Origin of the sequence: Nocardioides jishulii, from assembly GCF_006007965.1 — a bacterium.
In the GTDB taxonomy this organism is placed as follows: Bacteria; Actinomycetota; Actinomycetes; order Propionibacteriales; family Nocardioidaceae; genus Nocardioides; species Nocardioides jishulii.
On the sequence record NZ_CP040748.1, the window covers coordinates 3,031,547 to 3,048,471 of the forward strand.

Here is a 16,925-nt window from a genome sequence, read left to right on the forward strand (position 1 = left end):
GTGCCATGGAGGGCACGCCTCGATCGGTGACCCTGAAAGGTCCTCCATGCCCCTGAAGCGCCTCACCCAGCTCGGCGTGCCCGTCGGCATCGTGATGATCGTCGTGATGCTCGTCGTGCCGTTGCCGGCGATGGTGCTCGACGTGCTCATCGCCCTCAACATCACCGGCGCGCTGCTCGTGCTGATGGTCGCGATGTTCGTGAGCCGGCCGCTGGACTTCGCGGCGTTCCCGGCGGTCATCCTGGTGATGACGCTCTTCCGGCTGGCGCTCAACGTGAGTGCGACGAGGCTGGTGCTGCTCGACGGCTACGCGGGCAAGGTGATCGACACCTTCGGCCACTTCGTGGTGGGCGGCTCGCTGGTCGTGGGCCTCATCGTCTTCGTGATCCTCCTGGTCATCCAGTTCGTCGTCATCACCAACGGTGCCGGCCGTGTCGCCGAGGTGGGCGCCCGCTTCACCCTCGACGCGATGCCGGGCAAGCAGATGGCCATCGACGCCGATCTCAACTCCGGGCTGATCACCGAGGAGCAGGCCCGCCAGCGTCGGGCCGACGTGCACGCCGAGGCGGACTTCTACGGCGCGATGGACGGTGCGTCCAAGTTCGTCAAGGGTGACGCGATTGCCGCCATCATCATCACGCTGGTCAACCTGATCGGTGGCTTCGCCATCGGCGTCGCCCAGCTGGGCATGCCCATGGGCGAGGCGATCCAGACCTACAGCCTGCTGTCGATCGGCGACGGCCTCGTCTCCCAGATCCCGGCGCTGCTGCTCTCGGTCGCGACCGGCCTCATCGTCACCCGCAACACCGGTGACGACGACATGGGCTCCGACATCCTGCGCCAGATCGGCAGCAACAAGATGCCACTGCGCATCGCAGGCTTCGCCGCCTTCTCGCTCTGCCTGATCCCCGGCCTTCCCAAGATCCCCTTCCTGCTCGCCGGCGGGATCATGCTGCTGGCCTCGGCCAGGGTGCCGGCCGAGGAGGTGCCGCAGACCGCCGAGCAGCGCGAGGCCGAGGCGCTGCCCTCCCCCGACTCCCCCGAGCGGCTGGCGGCCGAGATCCAGGTCGACGCCCTGGGCCTCGAGCTCTCCCCCGACATCATCGACCTGGTCGACCCCAGCGTCGGCGGCGACCTGCTCGACCGGGTCAAGGCGCTGCGCCGCAAGGTGGCCTCCGACATCGGCATCGTCGTGCCGCCGGTGCGCACGCGCGACAACATCGACCTGCCGGCGCGGACCTACGCGATCACGCTCTTCGGCATCGAGGTGGCGCGGGGCGAGGCGCCGCCCGGCTCGGTGATGGCGATCGGCGAGATGTTGGGCAACCTGCCCGGGCAGCCGACCGTGGAGCCGGTCTTCGGCCTCGAGGCGAAGTGGATCCCCTCCGGTCTCCGCGCCCAGGCCGAGATCAGTGGCGCCACCGTCGTCGACCGCGCCTCGGTGATCACCACCCACCTCTCGGAGGTGGTGACCCAGCACGCCGCCCGCCTGCTCGGCCGCGAGGACGTCCGCCTGCTCACCGACGTGGTCAAGCGCACCCACCCGGTCGTCATCGAGGAGCTCACCCCCGCCCAGCTCAGCCTGGGCGAGGTGCAGCGGGTGCTCCAGTCACTGCTCGACGAGCAGGTCAGCGTGCGCGATCTCGTACGCATCTTCGAGGCGCTGTCGTTGCGCGCCGCCGTCTCCAAGGATCTCGACGGGCTCGTGGAGGCCTCACGCCAGGCGCTGGGCCCGGCCATCGTGGCGCCCTACCTGCAGTCCGGCGACGTGCACGTCATCAGCCTCGACCCGCAGCTCGAGCACCGGATGCTCGAGTCGATGCGCAGCACCGAGCAGGGCGCCGTTCTCGCGCTCGACCCGGAGACCGGCCAGCGGGTCCTCATGCAGCTCACCGTGCTGGCTCGCGACGCCGAGGAGGCCGACCAGCGCCCGGTGCTGGTCTGCGCGCCCCAGATCCGCGCGGCGCTGCGCCGCATGGTGCGTCCGACGCTCGACCGCCTCCCGGTGCTCTCCTACTCCGAGCTGACCGGCACCGGACAGGTCCGCTCGGCGGGCGTCGTGACGGGCGAGATGAGCCTCACCACCACGGGCGGCTGAGCGGCGGGCGTACGCCGTGGCGTGCGCCCCTCAGGCCCCTCAGGCCTGCTCGGGCTCCGCCGGCTCCTCCGGTCCGCCACGGGCTCCCACGGGGACGCGCCAGGTGATCACGGTGCCTGACGGCTCCCGGCGCGCGACGGTCAGCGAGCCGCCCAGGAGCAGCGCCCGTAGGCGGGTGTTCTCCAGGCCGCTACGCGGCGCGTCGAGGTCGATGCCCCGGCCGTCGTCGGTCATCTCGAGGGTGAGCCACCCGTCGCACCGGACCAGGTCGACGCGGCACATGCTGGCCTCCGCGTGGCGGGCGACGTTGGAGAAGAGCTCGCGCGCGGTGGCGAGCAGGTGTGCGGCCGTCGCGGGGTCGACGGTCTCGAAGTCCCCCTCGGTGCAGACCAGCGGTGCGAAACCCAGGATCCGGGCATACTCGGCCCCCAGCTCCACGACGTCCTCACGGGGCTTGATGCACATGCTGTAGGTGAGGTCGAAGATCGCCGAACGCACGCCCTCCATGGTCTTGTCGAGGTCGCCCACGATGCCGGTGAGCTGGTCGCGCAGGGACTCGTCGACCTGCCCCCGGGTGAGGGCCTTGATCTGCAGTCCGGCCGCGAAGATCCGCTGGATCACGACGTCGTGGAGGTCCCGGGCGATGCGTTCGCGCTCCTCGCGCACGATGCTGATCTCACGCTCCCGGAGCGCGCGCGACCGGACCAGCAGGAGCTCGACCTGCTCGGCCACGGTGTCGACCAGGGCCTGCTCCCGCTCGTCGAGCGGAGCGGAACGGTGCGCGAACCAGACGAGGAGCGAGCGCCGCTCCACGTTGACCTCCCCCACGGGCGCCACGATGACGCGGTCGCCGGAGAGGTCGACGTCGCGGGCGCCACCGACCGCGACCAGGTCGTCCAGGCGCGGGCGCGCCACGGCGAAGTGCTCGCGCAGCCGGGCGACCTGGCCGGGCGCGATGTCGGCGGCCCGCATCTCGTGCAGCCCGCTCGGGTGCGGGAAGAGGACCGCCACGCCGGAGGCTCCGAGCACCGACCGCGCCGCGGCCGTGGTCATCTGCAGGACCTCCTCGAGCGAGGTTCCCTCCCCGAGGCCACGCACGGCCCGCATGAAGACCTGGGTGCACTCAACCAACCGTCGGCTGTCGGCGTGGGCGCGGGCGTTGCGCAGGGCCGGGACCGCCTGCTGCACCACGTCGCCCAGGCGCGCGGAGGCGTCCTCGTCGAGACCGTCCCCGGGCACCACGAGGCAGAGCCGCACCGCCGCCCGCCCGTCGACCACGAGGTCGACGGAGGTCTCGGTGAACCCTGCCCGGGCGGCGGGCCACTCAGCGGCGGCCGTCCGTCGGGGGGGCGAGGCCGCGCCGTCACGGTCGAGGACCTCCAGGCGGACCGCGCACGCCCCGGTGGCTGCGCGGGCGTGGGCTGCCAGGCGCTGAAGCACCCCTCCCTCGTCGAGGTCACACGCCAGGTCGGGCATGACGCTGGTGGACGCCTCGGGGGTCAGGGGCATGGCCCAAGAATCTCACGTCCGGACACGCAGCGACCCACAGGCCGTTCCGAGGAACGCGAACCGGTGGATGGGACCGGGCCTGTGGGTCGGGTGTCTGCGTTGGATTCGCCAGGAGCCTGCTCCTCGCGAGGCGCGAGCTCTACTGGCTCGCAGCCACCTCACTCATCCGAAAAGACTTCATATCTTCGGACCACCTCCTTTCCGTGTACCTCAACCGTAGGTCGGGGTGGGCGCGGGGACAAGCAGTTTTTCTGCTGGCCTGCGAGACCGGGCGCTCACGCCTCACCGACGGTGGCAGCGGCGAACTGGGCGGCGCTGAGCCGGGCGTACGTCCCTCCCGCGGCGAGCAGCTCCTCGTGCGTGCCCTGTTCCACGATCGCGCCGTCCTCCATCACCAGGATCAGGTCGGCGTCGCGGATCGTGGAGAGACGGTGGGCGATGACGAAGGAGGTGCGGTCGGCCCGCAACGCGGCCATCGCCTGCTGCACCAGCAGCTCGGTACGGGTGTCGACCGAGCTGGTGGCCTCGTCCAGGATCAGCAGCGCCGGGTCGCAGAGGAAGGCACGGGCGATGGTGACGAGCTGGCGCTCGCCGGCCGACAGGTTGCTGCCCTCCTCGTCGACCACCGTCTCGTAGCCGTCGGGCAACGAGTGCACGAAGCGGTCCACGAAGGTGGCCCGGGCGGCCTCGAGGACCTGCTCGCGGGTCGCGTCGGGGCGGCCGTAGGCGATGTTCTCCGCGATCGTGCCGCGGAAGAGCCAGGTGTCCTGGAGCACCATGCCCATGCGGCTGCGCAGCTCGGCGCGTGGCACGCTGGCGATGTCGACCCCGTCGAGGGTGATCCGCCCGCCTGTCACCTCGTAGAAGCGCATGACCAGGTTGACCAGCGTCGTCTTGCCCGCGCCCGTGGGGCCGACGATCGCCACCGTCTGGCCCGGGCGCGCGACCAGGGAGAGGTGGCGGATCAGGGGCCGCTCGGGGTCGTACGCGAACGAGACGTCCTCGAAGCGCACCTCACCGCGGCCCGCGGGGGCCAGGGACCCGCGCGCGGAGTCGTCCTCCTCGGGCGCGTCCAGCAGCTCGAAGACCCGCTCGGCCGACGCCACGCCCGACTGCAGCAGGTTGACCATGGAGGCGAGCTGGGAGACGGGCTGGTTGAAGGAGCGCGTGTACTGGATGAAGGCCTGCACCTCGCCCAGGCTCAGCGCGCCGGAGGTGACCCGGACCCCGCCCACCACCGCGACGGCGACGTAGCTGAGGTTGCCCACGAACTGGCTGATCGGCATGATCAGCCCGCTCACGAACTGCGCCTTCCACGCGGCCCGGTAGAGGCCGTCGTTCTCCTCGGCGAACCTCTCCTCCGACTCCGGCTGGCCGCCGTAGACCTTCACCAGGGTGTGACCCGAGAAGGCCTCCTCGATGTGGGCGTTGAGGCGTCCGGTCTGGCGCCACTGGGTGACGAAGAGGGTCTGGGAACGCTTCATCACCTGCGCGGCGAGCAGCATGGTCAACGGCACCGAGACCAGCGCGATCACGGCCAGGACCGGCGAGATCCACAGCATCATCGCGAGCACCGCGACGACGGTCAGCAGCGAGGTGACCATCTGGCTCAGGGTCTGCTGCACCGACTGCGAGACGTTGTCGATGTCGTTGGTGGCGCGGCTCAGGATCTCGCCGCGGGGCTGACGGTCGAAGTAGCCGAGCGGCAGGCGGTGCACCTTCGCCTCGACGTCGGCACGCAGACGGCGTACGACGCTCTGGACCACGTCGTTGAGCAGGTAGCCGGCCAGCCACTGGAGCAGGGCGCCCATGACGTAGACGGCGAGCACGGCCAGGAGCACCTCCCCCACCGCGGTGAAGTCGACGCCGCGACCCGGCACCAGGTCCATGCCGGCGACCATGTCGGCCTGGGTGGTGTCACCGGCGGCGCGCAGCCGTTCGACGACCTCGGCCTTGCTCTGGCCCTCCGGGAGCCGTTCGCCCCAGAAACCGGCGAAGACGAGGTCGGTGGCGTGGCCCAGGATGCGCGGCCCGACCGAGGTGAGCACGACGCTGAGCACCGTCAGCGCCAGCACCGCGAGGATCCGCGGGCGCTCCGGCCGCATCCGGCCGACGAGCCGGCGCCCGGAGGGCCAGAAGCTGCTGGCCTTCTGCCCGACCATGCCGCCGGGACCACGACCGTGGCCGCCTCCGCCGGTGATCCGCTCGGTGGTGCGCAGGTCGCCGCTGGGCTTCTTCGGCTCGCTCATGCCGCCTCCTCCTCGACAGCGCGCTGGGAGGTGACGATCTCCTGGTAGGTGGCGCAGGTCTCGAGCAGGTCGTCGTGGGCGCCGAGGCCCACCACACGGCCGTCCTCGAGCACGACGATCCGGTCGGCGTGGCGGATGGTGGCCACGCGTTGGGCCACGATCACGACGGTGGCGTCACGGGTGATCGGCACCAGCGCCTCGCGCAGCCGCACGTCGGTGGAGAGGTCGAGCGCCGAGAAGGCGTCGTCGAAGAGATAGATCGCCGGCCGTCGGATCACCGCCCGCGCGATCGCCAGTCGCTGGCGCTGGCCACCGCTGACGTTGGTGCCGCCCTGGGCGATCGGCGCCTCGAGACCCCCGGGCATGGCGCGGACGAAGTCGGCGGCCTGCGCCACCTCGAGCGCGGCCCACATCTCCTCCTCCGAGGCCTCGGGCTTGCCCTGGCGCAGGTTGCTGGCGACCGTGCCGGAGAAGAGGAACGCCCGCTGCGGCACCAGGCCGAGCTGCGCCCAGAGCACCTCCGGCTCCAGGTCGCGCACGTCGACGCCGCCGACACGCACGCTGCCTCCGCTCACGTCGAAGAGGCGGGGCACGAGGTTGACCAGCGTCGACTTGCCCGCACCGGTCGACCCGATGACGGCCAGCGTCTCGCCGGGGCGTGCCGAGAAGGTCACGTCCTTCAGCACCGGGCTCGCCGCGCCCGGGTAGGAGAAGGTCACGTCGTCGAGGTCGAGGTCGCCGGGGCGCGGGACCTCGGTGACGGGGTCGGCGGGCGGCACCACGGACGTACGCGTGTCGAGGACCTCGGTGATCCGCTCGGCGCAGACCGAGGCACGCGGCAGCTGCATGAGCATGAAGGTCGCCAGCATCACCGACATCACGATCTGCATGACGTAGGAGATGTAGGCGGTGATCGCGCCGATCTCCATGGCCCCGGAGTCGACCCGGTGGCCGCCGAACCAGATCACGCCGACGGTGGCGACGTTGGAGACCAGCATGACGATCGGGAACATGCTGGCCATCCAGCGGCCCGCGGTGACCGCGACCGAGGTGAGGTCGTCGTTGGCCTGGGCGAAGCGGGCCTCCTCGTGACGCTCCCGGACGAAGGCGCGCACCACGCGTACGCCGGTGACCTGCTCGCGCAGCAACCGGTTGACCTCGTCGATGCGGCCCTGCATCTTCTGGAAGCTCGGGATCATCCGGCTCACGACGAAGCCGATGGCCACGGCCATCACCGGGACCAGCGCGGCCAGCAGCCACGAGAGGCCGACGTCCTCACGGATCGCCATCACCAGGCCGCCGACCATCATGATCGGCGCCATCACCATCATCGTGGAGGCCATCATCACCAGCATCTGCACCTGCTGGACGTCGTTGGTGCCGCGGGTGATCAGCGACGGCGCGCCGAACTGCTGCAGCTCACGGGCGGAGAAGGTGCCCACCCGCGTGAAGAGCGCGGATCGCAGGTCGCGTCCCAGCGACATCGCCATCCGCGCCGCGAACCAGACGGCGACGACCGTGCAGATGGTCTGGAGGGCCGCGACGGCCAGCATCACGCCACCGCGCCGCCAGATGAAGCCGATGTCGCCGGGCACCACGCCGTCGTCGATGATCTCGGCGTTGATGCTGGGCAGGAAGAGGAAGGAGAGGGTGGCGGCGAACTGCAGGACGACCACAGCGGCGACATGTCCGCGGTAGGGACGCAGGCGGTCGCGGACCAGACGCAGGAGCACCCGCCGAGCCTACGGCCGCAGACGTCACGGCGCGAGGCGAATGCACTCCCAGCCTTGGTCGGTGCGGGTGTACTGCAGGCGGTCGTGCAGCCGGGCGTAGCGACCCTGCCAGAACTCCACCACGTGCGGCGTCACCCGGTAACCACCCCAGGTGGGCGGAACCGGCACGTCGACGTCGGGGCCGAAGCGGGCGTCCTGGAGGGCGTACGCGGCCTCGAGGTCGAGGCGCGAGCCGATCGGCTGCGACTGGGCCGAGGCCCACGCCCCGATCTGCGCACCGCGCGGACGCACCCGGAAGTAGGCCTCCACCTCGTCGGCGTCCAGGGGTGTCGCGGTGCCCTCCACCCGCACCTGTCGCTGGAGGGGGTGCCACGGGAAGAGGAGCGCGCAGGCGGGGTTGCCGGCCAGCTCGGTCCCCTTGCGCGAGGCCTGGTTGGTGAAGAAGGTGAAGCCGCGCTCGTCGAAGCTCTTCAGCAGCACCATGCGGGCCGAGGGCTGCCCGTCGGCGGAGACCGTGGTGACGACCATGGCGTTGGGCTCGTGGAGGCCCGAGGCGACCGTGTCGGCCCACCAGCGCCGGAACTGCGCGATCGCGTCGTCGGCAGCGTCGGCCTCGTCCAGGCCGGTCTCGGCGTACTCGTGGCGCAGGTGCGCCAGGTTGACCTCGGGCTCCATCGGTCTCACTCCCCCACGGTTCGCTGGGGTCGTCCACGCACCAGCCCGACCGAGTATGCCCGTGCGTGAGCAGCCGGGCGAAGATCACCCGCCGCGTCTGCCGAGGTCAGGCCTGCGCGACGGCCGTGGACCCGCAGTGGCCCGCACCAGGGGTATTGAGTGCAGAATGGACCACGCCCGTGCGGCCGCACCCGGCCCGGGCCCGGAAACACCGCGCAAAGGAGCGTCACGTATGACCGAGGTGCACCACGGACTCGAAGGCGTCATTGCCTTCGAGACGCAGATCGCTGAGCCCGACAAGGAAGGCAGCGCGCTGCGCTACCGCGGCGTCGACATCGAGGACATCGTCGGCCGCGTCCCCTTCGAGAACATCTGGGGACTGCTGATCGACGGCCAGTTCACGCCGGGCCTTCCGGCTGCCGAGCCCTTCAACCTGCCGGTGCACACCGGTGACGTCCGCGTCGACATCCAGGCCGCCATCGCGATGCTCGCGCCGGCGTTCGGGTTCGGCCAGACCTACGACATCTCCGACGAGCAGGCCCGCGCCGACCTCGCGCGCGTCGCCGTCATGGTGCTCTCGTACGCCGCCCAGTCGGCCCGCGGCCTGCACCAGCCGGTCGTCCCGCAGAAGATCGTCGACGAGGGCGCGACCCTGGCCGAGAAGTTCCTGATCCGCTGGAAGGGCGAGGCCGACCCCAAGCACGTCAAGGCCATCGACGCCTACTGGTCGTCGGCCGCCGAGCACGGCATGAACGCCTCCACCTTCACCGCCCGCGTCATCACCTCGACCGGTGCCGACGTGGCGGCTGCCTTCTCGGGCGCCATCGGCGCCATGTCCGGCCCGCTGCACGGCGGCGCGCCGTCGCGCGTGCTCGGCATGATCGAGGACGTCGAGAAGCTCGGTGACGCCCGGGCGTACGTCAAGAAGCTGCTCGACGACGGCGAGCGCCTGATGGGCTTCGGACACCGCGTCTACCGCGCCGAGGACCCCCGTGCCCGTGTGCTGCGTCGCACGGCCCGCGAGCTCGACGCCCCGCGCTACGAGGTCGCCGAGGCGCTGGAGAAGGCCGCCCTGGCCGAGCTCCGCGAGCGTCGCCCGGACCGGGTGCTCGAGACCAACGTCGAGTTCTGGGCGGCCATCGTCCTGGACTTCGCCGAGGTCCCGGCCCCCATGTTCACCTCCATGTTCACCTGCGCCCGCACGGGTGGCTGGTCGGCGCACATCCTGGAGCAGAAGAAGACCGGTCGCCTGATCCGCCCGTCGGCGATCTACACCGGTCCCGCCTCGCGCCCCGCCTCCGACATCGAGGGCTGGAACCCCGAGTGGGGCAACTGAGCTGACATCGCCTCACGGCCCCGTCGTCACTGCGGTGACGGCGGGGCCGTTTCCGTGCCGGAGGGATCGGGTACCGCAGGGGGAGCACCATTTCCCCAACCAGCAGGAGGCAGCCATGTCCCAGGGACCTGACAACGAGGCCTACGGCGAGTACAGCGTCGACGACGAGGACCAGCCCCAGGGCGACGGCGACAGCCTGGTCGACAACCGCGGTCTCACGGAGCCCCTGGACGAGGGCTACTCCCCTCCCGAGAAGTGGTCCGCGGCCCAGGGCTACGGCAACACCCCCCGGGAGGAGGCCGAGGGCGAGAGCCTCGACCAGCGCCTCAAGCAGGAGGAGCCCGAGCCCGACCCCTACGTCGAGGCCGAGGAGGCCGAGGACGCCGAGATCGTCGACGACGGTGAGGTCGGCGACGCCCGTGCCGGTCGTCTGGTCGACCCCGACCAGGGGCTCAGCGAGGACACCGAGAAGGACCTCGTGGGCGACGACGTCGGCATCGACGGAGCCGGCGCGAGCGCCGAGGAGGCCGCGATGCACATCGTGGAGGAGGAGACGGCGGAGTGAACCGGCTGCTCAGTCACTGTGCTGGGCGAGGTACCAGCTGAGCTTGCCCTTGGCCGCCCGGCGGGTCAGGGAGATGTGCACGTGGTCCCGGTGTCGCGCCGTCTTCGAGCACTTCTTCTTCGACTTGCACGACGACGGCAGGTAGTTGCGCGGCTGGAAACCGCGGTACGAGCTCCACTGCCGGTCGTTCCAGATGATGTACATGATCCCCATCCGGCGAGCCAACGCGTGCGGGTTGCCGTCGGCGTCGGGGGCGAAGATCTCGTCGAGGAACGCGCGGGCACGCTTGCGGTCCTTCTTCTTCGTGGCGTCGAGCACCCAGTCGAAGGCCCGCGACTCCTTGTGCTCGGAGACCGATGACCCCGCACAGGCGCGGAAGATCGGGCCGCGTCCGCCTCCTCGCTGCACCAAGTGGTCGGAGAGCAGGCGGATGCCGGGGCGGAGCTTGCGGTTGCAGCCGGTCTGCGGCTGGTAGCCGGCGTAGTTCTCCACCGGTTGCGTGAAGACGAGGTCGGTACCGGCGTACGCGGTGTGGGCGCTGCCCAGCAGCGTCGCGACGAGCGCCAGCACGGTGGTCAGCAACGTGGTGAGCGCAGCACGGGCAAGTCGGGGGGTCGTGGCCACGAGTGGCCTCCTTGCGTGTTCCGAGAGGGAGGGGTCCCACGTGGTACGCAACCACCCGTCGGGCCACCGCGACAGGGGTTCCGAGGAATTCCAGCGCTGGTATTCGCCCGGGCAGGTCGGCAGCGAAAGAACGCCTCGCGTGGGCCTGATCCCTGGTCGGGCCCACGCGAGGCGTCGGTGTGGAGGCAGACGCGCGGCACAAGACTGCCCCCAGCCCCGCGCGCCTCGGCCGTCAGCGGAGCTGGCCGGCCTCCACGTCAGGGCAGGGACGCGAAGGTCCGCGGCGGTGGCGACACCGCGACCTCATCGGGTCCCTGCCTGGTCCGGGCACCGTGTGCCGGTGGCGCGAGCCGTCCCGACCCGGTCCGCGAAGGCCGCGAGGGCCATGGGTGCGTAGACCTCCGCGGACCGGGTCGCCCGTCGCACCCCGTGACGAGGAGTGGCGAGGACCCGTCGCAGGGTCCGACTCCCCCACGTCGCGGGACCGAACGGCACGAGTGCCCGACGCGGTGCCACCGGCGACGCGGGCTGCCCGGAGGTCGTGACGACCTCCTTGGCGGGGGCGGCCGCTTGACGGGGCACGACAGCCTGGGCGGCGCGCTCGACGGACAGGTGGGACTGGCTCATACCGCCATAGTACATAAATCTGGTTGACTTACTAGCCCAAAGCCAGGAAGCCCTCCCGGGTCACCACTCCTTGGCGTACGCCCGTGAGAGCGGCTCGTCGGCGTAGTGGCCGAACCCCGCGATCTCGCGGTAGCCCGACGAGAGGTAGAGCGCCATCGCCTCGGGCTGCTTCAGCCCGGTCTCCAGGACGACCGAGGCAGCCCCGGCGGCGCGCGCGTCGGCCTCCACGGCGGCGAGCATCGCCCGCGCCAGCCCGCGGTTGCGCCACGCGGCGACGACGTACATCCGCTTCAGCTCCACGGTCGGGCCGCGGCGTACGACGTCAGGGGTCTCGACCCAACGCCACGCAGCGGTGGCCACGGCCACGTCGTCGACGTAGCCGACCAGGAACGCCCCGTGGGGAGCGAGGAACTCGGTGGGGTCGACGGGTGACTCGTCCTGCCCGCCGTAGCGCACGACGTACTCGCCCTGGACCTCGTCGACGAGGCGTGCAGCGTCGGGGTGGGTGATCGGCAGCCGCTCGATCCGGAGGCCGAGGCCGGAAGCCGTCATGGGAGGATCCATTTCATTGAAGTGCCGTCCGGGTGACAGACTAGGCAACGCTGCTGACAGCGTCGTCAGGACTCCCCGCTCCGGCATTTCCCGCCGAGGACCGATGAGAAAGGATGTCCGGTGACCAGCACCGACGCCATCAAGATTCCTGCAGAACTCCTTCCCGTCGACGGCCGCTTCGGTGCGGGCCCGTCGAAGATCTCCACCAGCGCGCTCGACGCGCTCGCCGCCACGGGCCAGACGCTGATGGGCACCTCCCACCGCCAGGCCCCGGTGAAGAACACCGTCGGCCGCGTGCGCGAGGGCCTGGCCGAGCTCTTCTCGCTGCCCGAGGGCTACGAGATCGTGCTGGGCAACGGCGGCGCGACCGCCTTCTGGGACATCGCCGCCTTCGGCCTGGTGCGCAACAAGTCGCAGCACCTGAGCTTCGGCGAGTTCTCCTCGAAGTTCGCCTCGTCGGTCAAGAAGGCCCCGTGGCTGGCCGAGCCCACCGTCATCACCTCCGAGCCCGGCTCGCGCCCCGACGCCGTCGCCGAGGAGGGCGTGGACGTCTACGGCTGGGCCCACAACGAGACCTCGACCGCCGTCATGGCGCCGGTCGTGCGCCCCGAGGGCATCGACTCCGACGCCCTCGTCCTGATCGACGCCACGTCGGGTGCCGGCGGCCTGCCGGTCGACCTCAACCAGGTCGACGCCTACTACTTCGCCCCGCAGAAGTGCTTCGCCTCCGACGGCGGCCTGTGGATCGCGGCCATGTCGCCCAAGGCGCTCGCTCGCGCCGAGGAGATCGCGGCCACCGACCGCTACATCCCGCCCTTCTTCTCGCTGCCGACCGCGATCGACAACTCGAAGAAGAACCAGACCTACAACACCCCGTCGGTCGCCACCCTCTTCCTGATGGCGGAGCAGCTCGACTGGATGAACGCCAACGGCGGCCTGACCGGCATGGTCGAGCGCACCACGTCGTCGGCCGACGTCCTCTACGGCTGGGCGGAGAAGACCTCCTACACGACGCCCTACGTCAGCGACCCGAGCCACCGCTCGCTCGTCATCGGCACCATCGACTTCGACGACGCCATCGACGCCGCGGCGATCGCCAAGGTGCTGCGTGCCAACGGCGTCGTGGACACCGAGCCCTACCGCAAGCTCGGCCGCAACCAGCTCCGCATCGCGATGTACCCCGCGATCGACGCCTCCGACGTCGAGAAGCTGACGCAGTCCATCGAGTACGTGGTCAACCAGCTCGGCTGAGACCCGTCGGTCTGCCAGGACCCCGTCACCCACGTGGTGGCGGGGTCCTCGCCATTTCCGGGCGAAGGCCCCCCTTCGGAAGCTCACGTGCGGGGCGGATGTCGTCAGGGAGCGGTCAGCCCTGCGCTCCAGCGCGTCCACACGCCCTGCCACCACGACCGGAGCGCGTCCACGGCCGGGCCGACGGTCCCCGGCAGCTCCACCCGCAGCACGTCGCGCTCGCGGCCCTCGGTGCTGAGGAGCACGTCGCCCTCCGGGAGGACGGTCAGTCCTTCGCCCTGCGGCTGCCGGGGCAGCTCGAACTGCTCGACGACCTCCCACTCCGGGAAGGTGAGCAGGTAACCGCGGGTGTAGTTGCGCAGCAGCACGTGGTCGCCCGAGGGAAGGAACGCCCCGTCGGTGATGATCGCCGGCACCTGGCCGAGGTCGCGCATGGTCTCCGGGTCAGCGGCGTCGACCTCGGGCACCTCCATGACGCGCCCGCCGAGCGCGCCCTTGGTGACGACGTAGAGCCGCCCGGTGCGGGGGTGGGCCAGCAGGGTCTCGGCGTCGCGCGCCCGGTCGGGGTAGCGCAGCGTACGCGTCTCGGGGTCGTCGGCAGCCATGTCCCGCGGCCCGACGGACACGCGCGTCAGGGTGACGCTCGCGCGGGCGCGGCGGTTGTCGCCGATGTCGGCGACCCAGACGTCTCCCTCCCCCGCCGGCGCGAGGGCCTCGACGTCGCGGGGGTTGGGCTCGAAGGTCGTCACCCCGACGGTCTCGCCCGTCGCGGGGTCGAGCGTGAAGACCTGCCCGGAGTCTCCTGAGTCGTTGACCGTGACGATCCAGCGCTCGCCGTCGACGTCCACCCAGGTCAGCCCCGACGACTCCACGATGCGGTGGTCGGAGACCCGGAAGGCGACCTCACCGGCCGGCGGCTCATCCGCGCTGGCGGTGCCGACGACGAACGGGGTGGCGACCAGCGCGGTCACGGCGACTGCGCGCCACCTGGCGGCCCGTCCCACACCCATCTCGTGACCCCTGTCCTGTGCAGCGTCTGCTGCCGACGCCGGCCAGCGTACGCAGCGTCGGGTCGCGCTCAGTCCGCGGCGCGCAGCGCGGCGCCGTCGCCGCCGACCGGCTCGTCGAGCAGCTCGGCCAGCCGGGGGCTGATGCCCCAGGTGGCCACGAGCTCCTCGTACTCCTTGCGGACGCCACCGCCCTTGACCTTGCTGCCGGTGCGGACGGCACGCAGCAGGGTGTTGCGCGGGGTGTGCGCCGACTCGACGAACTCGACCACGTCGACCTTGTAGCCCTCGAGCCGCAGCAGCGAGGCACGCAGCGCGTCGGTGAGGGTGTCGGCGAAGCGCTCGCGCAGGATGCCGTGGCGGGTCAGCGCGGCATAGGGCGACGGCGTACGCGCCTTGCGCAGCTGCGCAGCGATGTCGTGGTGGCAGCAGGGCGCGGCGAGCACGAGCGAGGCACCCCACTCGACGGCGCGGTGCAGGGCCTCGTCGGTGGCGGTGTCGCAGGCGTGCAGGGCGAGCACCACGTCGGGCGCCGGGTCGAGGACCACGTCAGCGATCGAGCCGACCACGAAGTCGGCGTCGATGCCGAGCTCGGCGGCCACCTTGGTGTTGTGGTCGGCCGACTGTTGCTTCACGTCGACGCCGGTCACGTGCACCGGCAGCTTGCGGACGTGGGTGAGGTAGCGCTGCGCGGCGAAGGTCAGGTAGGCGTTGCCGCAGCCGAGGTCGACGATGCGCAGCGGGTCGGCCTTGGAGGGCTGGCGCAGCGCCTTCTTCTTGAGGGCATCGGTGATCGAGGCGTCCAGCAGGCGCAGGAACTCCTCGACCTGGCGGTACTTGGCCTGTCGGGTCGGCTTGACCTTGCCCTCGGGCGTGGAGATGCCGACGGCCAGCAGCACCGGGTCGTCCTCGGCCAGGAGTCGCTCCTTGGCCTGGTCGTGGGTGCGCTCGACCTCGACGGCCTCCTCGCGGGGGGTCACGCTGACCATCGCCTCGAGCTTCTTCGTGACCCGCACCTGCACCTGCTCGGTGGTGGTCTCGACGTGCCAGTTGCCGAAGGGCTCGTCCAGCAGGGCGTCGACCACCTCGCGGAGGTCACCGTCAGCGGCGTGGTTGGAGGTGTGGGCCTGGGTCTCGTCGTACTTCACGACCTGGAGCCGGCGACCAGCCTTGAGGTCGACCCAGCGGAGCTCCACACGCTTCCACGCCGGGGTCTCACCCTTCTGGCGACCTGACGCCACCGCACGCACGAGGGTGGCGTCGTCGAGGACCAGCGCGCGGACGCGCATGAGGGCACGGAGCAGTGGTTCAGCAGGCATGGAGTTCTTCGGTCACTTCACTCGTTCGTCACTTCAGCAGGGAGGCGACGAGGGCGATCAGGATCAGGGCACCCAAGGAGATCGGAATGATGAGTCGACGCTGCTTGGGGGTCATGCTTCGATGGTAGGCGGCGAGCGTTGACCGGGGGAAACTCCCGACGCCGCCTCCCCGGTTACCCTCGACTGCATGAGCGCCACCCCCGCCGCCGTCACCCTGCGCCCCTTCCTCGGGTGGCTCCACCCGACCGAGGGCGAGGCGGTCGACCCGTCCGTCGTGCTGGCCCACCTGCGCAGCCAGGGAGTGCTGGGCTCCGTGCAGGCCGGCCCCGTCGGCGTCGACGAGGAGTGCACCGTGGTCCTGCTCGTCGACGACGTCGACCGTGTGCAGGTCCTGCGCGACGGCAAGGTCCGCGCGGGCGCTCCGCTCAGCACGTTCGGCCCCTCGTTCGCCGAGGAGCTCGGCCTGGAGCTGCTCATGGGCGACGAGGCGTGGGGCGGCTTCGACGACGCCGACGAGGAGGACGAGGATCCCGACGTCCTGCTGTGTCGGGCGGTCGACTCCTCGCTGCCGCTGCTGGCGCACAGCCTCGGCGGCCTCGACGCCGGCCACGTCGACGGGTGGACGGTGGCGCTTTTCGACGAGCCCTACGTCGCCCTCGACGACCACGGCTGGCTGCCGGGCGACCTTCCCGCCCTGCTGCTGCGCCGCGACGGCCGCACCCGGGAGATCCAGGTGCTGACCTCCTGGAGCGACCCGGTCGGCCACGCCCTGACCCGCGAGCCCGACCTGGTGCCGGCCTTCGACGAGGTCGACGACCCGGCCGTCGCCGCCCTGACCAACCCTCACCTCGCTGTCGACTCCGACCTGCGCGCGGTGCTGGCGCACCCGCGCTTCCGCCACCTCGACGTGGCCACGGTGGCCGGCGCGCTGCAATCACCCATGGACGAGGGATGGTCCGTGCGGGTGCTCGCCGCACTGGGCCTGCCCACGTTGGCCGGCGACCTGCACGAGGGCCGGGCCACCCTGCCCGACGCCACCCGTTTCCAGCCCGCCCCGATCACCCGCACGGTGGTCGACAGCGTCCTGCGCTACTACGACGCACCGCCCGAGGAGGTCGCCCGCCGCAGCGTCCTCGGCCGCCTCTACGACCGGGTGCAGCGCAACCGCGTCGCCGCCGGGGCGGTGGTGGGCGCCGAGGTCCTCGCGTCCGCGGCGATGCTGGCCGCCAGCGTACGACCGGGGCGCGGATCGGGTGCCCGCACCGCGCTCGCCACCGGCGCTGTCGTGACGCTGCTCGACGCCACGCTGGGCACGGCGCTGGCCGTACGCCGCTTCTCGCGGCAGTGACGGCCCCCCAGGGGTGGCGGCCCCTGGAGTGC

At 71.3% G+C, this 16,925-nt stretch carries 14 protein-coding genes; 5 read left to right on the forward strand and 9 right to left on the reverse strand.

The window, feature by feature from the left end; all coding sequences use genetic code 11:
* Positions 1–46 precede the first annotated feature (46 nt).
* Entirely contained in the window at positions 47–2,098 is a 2,052-nt protein-coding gene (gene flhA, locus FCL41_RS14470) for a flagellar biosynthesis protein FlhA (RefSeq protein ID WP_137064962.1), read from the forward strand.
* A gap of 39 nt (positions 2,099–2,137) precedes the next feature.
* Here the strand turns inward: flhA and FCL41_RS14475 are convergent, their stop codons facing one another.
* The 4 genes from FCL41_RS14475 to pdxH form a co-directional block, all read right to left on the reverse strand.
* Entirely contained in the window at positions 2,138–3,607 is a 1,470-nt protein-coding gene (locus FCL41_RS14475) for a sensor histidine kinase (RefSeq protein WP_137064961.1), read from the reverse strand.
* Between the two features lie 275 nt (positions 3,608–3,882).
* The gene (locus FCL41_RS14480) at positions 3,883–5,856 is read right to left on the reverse strand and encodes an ABC transporter ATP-binding protein (protein ID WP_137064960.1); all 1,974 of its coding nucleotides are present in this window, start codon (positions 5,854–5,856) and stop codon (positions 3,883–3,885) included.
* Positions 5,853–7,589, reverse strand: coding sequence for an ABC transporter ATP-binding protein (locus tag FCL41_RS14485; protein ID WP_137064959.1), 1,737 nt, complete (start codon positions 7,587–7,589; stop codon positions 5,853–5,855). Before FCL41_RS14485 ends, FCL41_RS14480 begins: the two co-directional genes overlap by 4 nt.
* A gap of 24 nt (positions 7,590–7,613) precedes the next feature.
* A complete protein-coding gene (pdxH, locus tag FCL41_RS14490) occupies positions 7,614–8,264 on the reverse strand; it encodes a pyridoxamine 5'-phosphate oxidase (RefSeq protein WP_137065384.1) in 651 nt (216 codons plus the stop codon).
* Between the two features lie 232 nt (positions 8,265–8,496).
* On the opposite strand from pdxH, the gene FCL41_RS14495 reads away from it, so the two are divergent.
* Together FCL41_RS14495 and FCL41_RS14500 are read left to right on the forward strand one after the other, a co-directional pair.
* Complete coding sequence (locus FCL41_RS14495) at positions 8,497–9,600, forward strand: citrate synthase 2 (protein WP_137064958.1); 1,104 nt, start codon at positions 8,497–8,499, stop codon at positions 9,598–9,600.
* Positions 9,601–9,715: 115 nt separating this feature from the next.
* Positions 9,716–10,165: a DUF5709 domain-containing protein gene (locus tag FCL41_RS14500; protein WP_137064957.1), complete on the forward strand. Its 450-nt coding sequence runs from the start codon at positions 9,716–9,718 to the stop codon at positions 10,163–10,165.
* Positions 10,166–10,174: 9 nt separating this feature from the next.
* On the opposite strand, the gene FCL41_RS14505 is transcribed toward FCL41_RS14500, so the two are convergent.
* From FCL41_RS14505 to FCL41_RS14515, 3 genes are all read right to left on the reverse strand, one after another.
* Positions 10,175–10,789: a VldE C-terminal domain-containing protein gene (locus FCL41_RS14505; RefSeq protein WP_137064956.1), complete on the reverse strand. Its 615-nt coding sequence runs from the start codon at positions 10,787–10,789 to the stop codon at positions 10,175–10,177.
* A gap of 303 nt (positions 10,790–11,092) precedes the next feature.
* Complete coding sequence (locus FCL41_RS14510; protein ID WP_137064955.1) at positions 11,093–11,416, reverse strand: hypothetical protein; 324 nt, start codon at positions 11,414–11,416, stop codon at positions 11,093–11,095.
* A gap of 60 nt (positions 11,417–11,476) precedes the next feature.
* Positions 11,477–11,968: a GNAT family N-acetyltransferase gene (locus tag FCL41_RS14515; protein WP_137064954.1), complete on the reverse strand. Its 492-nt coding sequence runs from the start codon at positions 11,966–11,968 to the stop codon at positions 11,477–11,479.
* Between the two features lie 120 nt (positions 11,969–12,088).
* Between FCL41_RS14515 and serC the strand changes: the two genes are divergently transcribed.
* Complete coding sequence (gene serC, locus FCL41_RS14520; RefSeq protein ID WP_170970189.1) at positions 12,089–13,219, forward strand: phosphoserine transaminase; 1,131 nt, start codon at positions 12,089–12,091, stop codon at positions 13,217–13,219.
* A gap of 104 nt (positions 13,220–13,323) precedes the next feature.
* Here the strand turns inward: serC and FCL41_RS14525 are convergent, their stop codons facing one another.
* Complete coding sequence (locus FCL41_RS14525; RefSeq protein WP_137064953.1) at positions 13,324–14,229, reverse strand: esterase-like activity of phytase family protein; 906 nt, start codon at positions 14,227–14,229, stop codon at positions 13,324–13,326.
* Positions 14,230–14,297: 68 nt separating this feature from the next.
* The gene (locus FCL41_RS14530) at positions 14,298–15,545 is read right to left on the reverse strand and encodes a class I SAM-dependent methyltransferase (protein ID WP_137064952.1); all 1,248 of its coding nucleotides are present in this window, start codon (positions 15,543–15,545) and stop codon (positions 14,298–14,300) included.
* A gap of 187 nt (positions 15,546–15,732) precedes the next feature.
* Here FCL41_RS14530 and FCL41_RS14535 point away from each other — a divergent pair, with 187 nt between their 5' ends.
* A complete protein-coding gene (locus tag FCL41_RS14535) occupies positions 15,733–16,893 on the forward strand; it encodes a hypothetical protein (RefSeq protein WP_137064951.1) in 1,161 nt (386 codons plus the stop codon).
* The last annotated feature ends 32 nt before the right edge of the window (positions 16,894–16,925 follow it).